3 protein-coding genes are annotated in these 2,111 nt (G+C 63.9%); all 3 read left to right on the top strand.

Translation table 11 applies throughout. The features are described from left to right. On the top strand, positions 1-356 hold a 356-nt coding region (locus tag EOA28_RS33625), incomplete at its 5' end, for an ABC transporter permease subunit (protein WP_128315739.1). Continuing rightward, on the top strand, positions 349-1,233 hold the full coding sequence (gene cysW / locus EOA28_RS33630) for a sulfate ABC transporter permease subunit CysW (protein ID WP_127386051.1): 885 nt from the start codon (positions 349-351) through the stop codon (positions 1,231-1,233). The genes EOA28_RS33625 and cysW, both read left to right, overlap by 8 nt. 69 nt (positions 1,234-1,302) lie before the next feature. Further along, positions 1,303-2,111 (top strand): sulfate ABC transporter ATP-binding protein (locus EOA28_RS33635; protein ID WP_148671029.1); only part of this gene is annotated, 809 nt, incomplete at its 3' end.

Genomic DNA, 2,111 nt, shown 5'->3' on the forward strand with positions numbered 1-2,111 from the left:
CTGTACAGCCGATCATGGAAGAGCTCGACAAGGAGGTCGAGGAGGCCGCCGCCACGCTCGGCGCCAGCCGCTTCCAGATCATTACCCGCGTCCTATTTCCGGCGCTGGCGCCAGCCGTCATCACCGGCTTCTCGCTCGCGTTCGCGCGCGGTGTCGGCGAATACGGCTCGGTCATCTTCATCGCCGGCAACCTGCCCTACAAATCCGAGATCGCGCCGCTTCTGATCGTCATCCGGCTGGAGGAGTACAATTATCCGGCCGCGACCGCGATCGCCGCGATCATGCTGGCGCTGTCCTTCGCCATGCTGCTCCTCATCAACCTCGTGCAGACATGGAGCCGCAAGCGCTATGGCTGATCCCGAGATCAAGTCCTATGAACCGCACCACGAGAGCCAGTCGGCCGCGGTCACGGAAAGCCGTCCCGTCCGCATCACGCTGACGACCGTCACGCTGGTCTTTCTCGGCATCTTCCTGCTGTTGCCGCTGATCATCGTGTTCAAGGAGGCTTTCGCCAAGGGCGTCGGCGCCTATTTCCTATCGCTCAGCGATGCCGACACGCGCTCCGCCATCCGGCTGACATTGCTGGTGGCGGCGATCTCGGTGCCGCTCAATCTCGTCTTCGGCCTTTCGGCCGCCTGGGCCATCGCCAAGTTCGAGTTCAAGGGCAAAGCGTTCCTGACCACGCTGATCGACCTGCCCTTCTCGGTCTCGCCGGTCATTTCCGGCCTGGTCTATGTGCTTTTGTTCGGCGCTCAAGGTTTGCTCGGCGAATGGCTGAAGGCGCATGGCATCCAGATCCTGTTCGCCGTGCCGGGCATCGTTCTGGCCACCGTCTTCGTCACCTTCCCCTTCGTCGCCCGCGAGCTGATCCCGCTGATGCAGGAACAAGGCAATGGCGACGAGGAGGCTGCTCTTTCGCTCGGCGCCAACGGCTGGCAAGCCTTCTGGTATGTGACGCTGCCGAACATCAAATGGGGGCTGCTCTACGGCGTGCTGCTCTGCAATGCCCGCGCCATGGGCGAGTTCGGCGCTGTCTCCGTGGTGTCCGGCCACATACGCGGCCTCACCAACACCATGCCGCTGCATGTCGAGATCCTGTACAATGAGTACAACGCCGTCGGCGCCTTTGCGGTCGCTTCACTGCTCGCCGGCCTGGCTCTGGTGACGCTGGTCTTGAAAACACTTCTCGAGATGCGCTACGGCGCCGAGATCGCCGCGACACGCGGACACTAGATGCATGTCACCCAAAAGTGTGTAGCGGTTTTGGGATAATGACATGCATCAACTAACAGAGGTCATTCTATGGAAGTTCGCGTCGCCAACGTGCGCAAGGAGTTTGAGCGGTTTCCGGCGCTCCACGACGTGTCGCTCGACATCAAGTCCGGCGAGCTCATCGCGCTGCTGGGCCCATCGGGCTCCGGCAAGACGACGCTGCTGCGCCTGATCGCCGGGCTGGAGCGGCCGACCAAGGGGGCGATCTTCTTCGGCGAGGAAGACGCTTCGCAGAAGTCGATCCAGGAACGCAACGTCGGCTTCGTCTTCCAGCATTACGCGCTGTTCCGTCACATGACGGTTGCCGACAATATCGGCTTCGGCCTGAAGGTCCGGCACGGCGCCGCAAGGCCCTCGGGCCAGGAAATCCGGCGCCGGGCGCTGGAACTGCTCGACCTCGTCCAGTTGTCGGGCCTGGAAAAGCGCTATCCGGCGCAGCTTTCCGGCGGCCAACGCCAGCGCGTGGCTCTGGCGCGCGCCATGGCGATCGAGCCCAAGGTGCTTCTGCTCGACGAACCCTTCGGCGCGCTCGACGCGCAGGTTCGCCGCGAGCTGCGCCGCTGGCTGCGCGAGATCCACGACCGCACCGGCCACACCACCGTCTTCGTCACGCACGACCAGGAAGAGGCGCTGGAACTCGCCGACCGCGTTGTCGTCATGAGCCAGGGACGCATCGAGCAGGTCGGCACCGCCGACGACATCTATGACACGCCGAACTCGCCCTTCGTCTACTCCTTCATCGGCGAATCCAGCTCGCTGCCGGTCAAGGTCGAGAACGGCGAGGTCTGGATCGCCGACCGGCCGATCGGCCTTGAGGCGCCGCATGCGCCCTCCGGCGA

The sequence above is a fragment of the Mesorhizobium sp. M2A.F.Ca.ET.067.02.1.1 genome, from assembly GCF_004023285.1.
Lineage (GTDB): Bacteria > Pseudomonadota > Alphaproteobacteria > Rhizobiales > Rhizobiaceae > Mesorhizobium.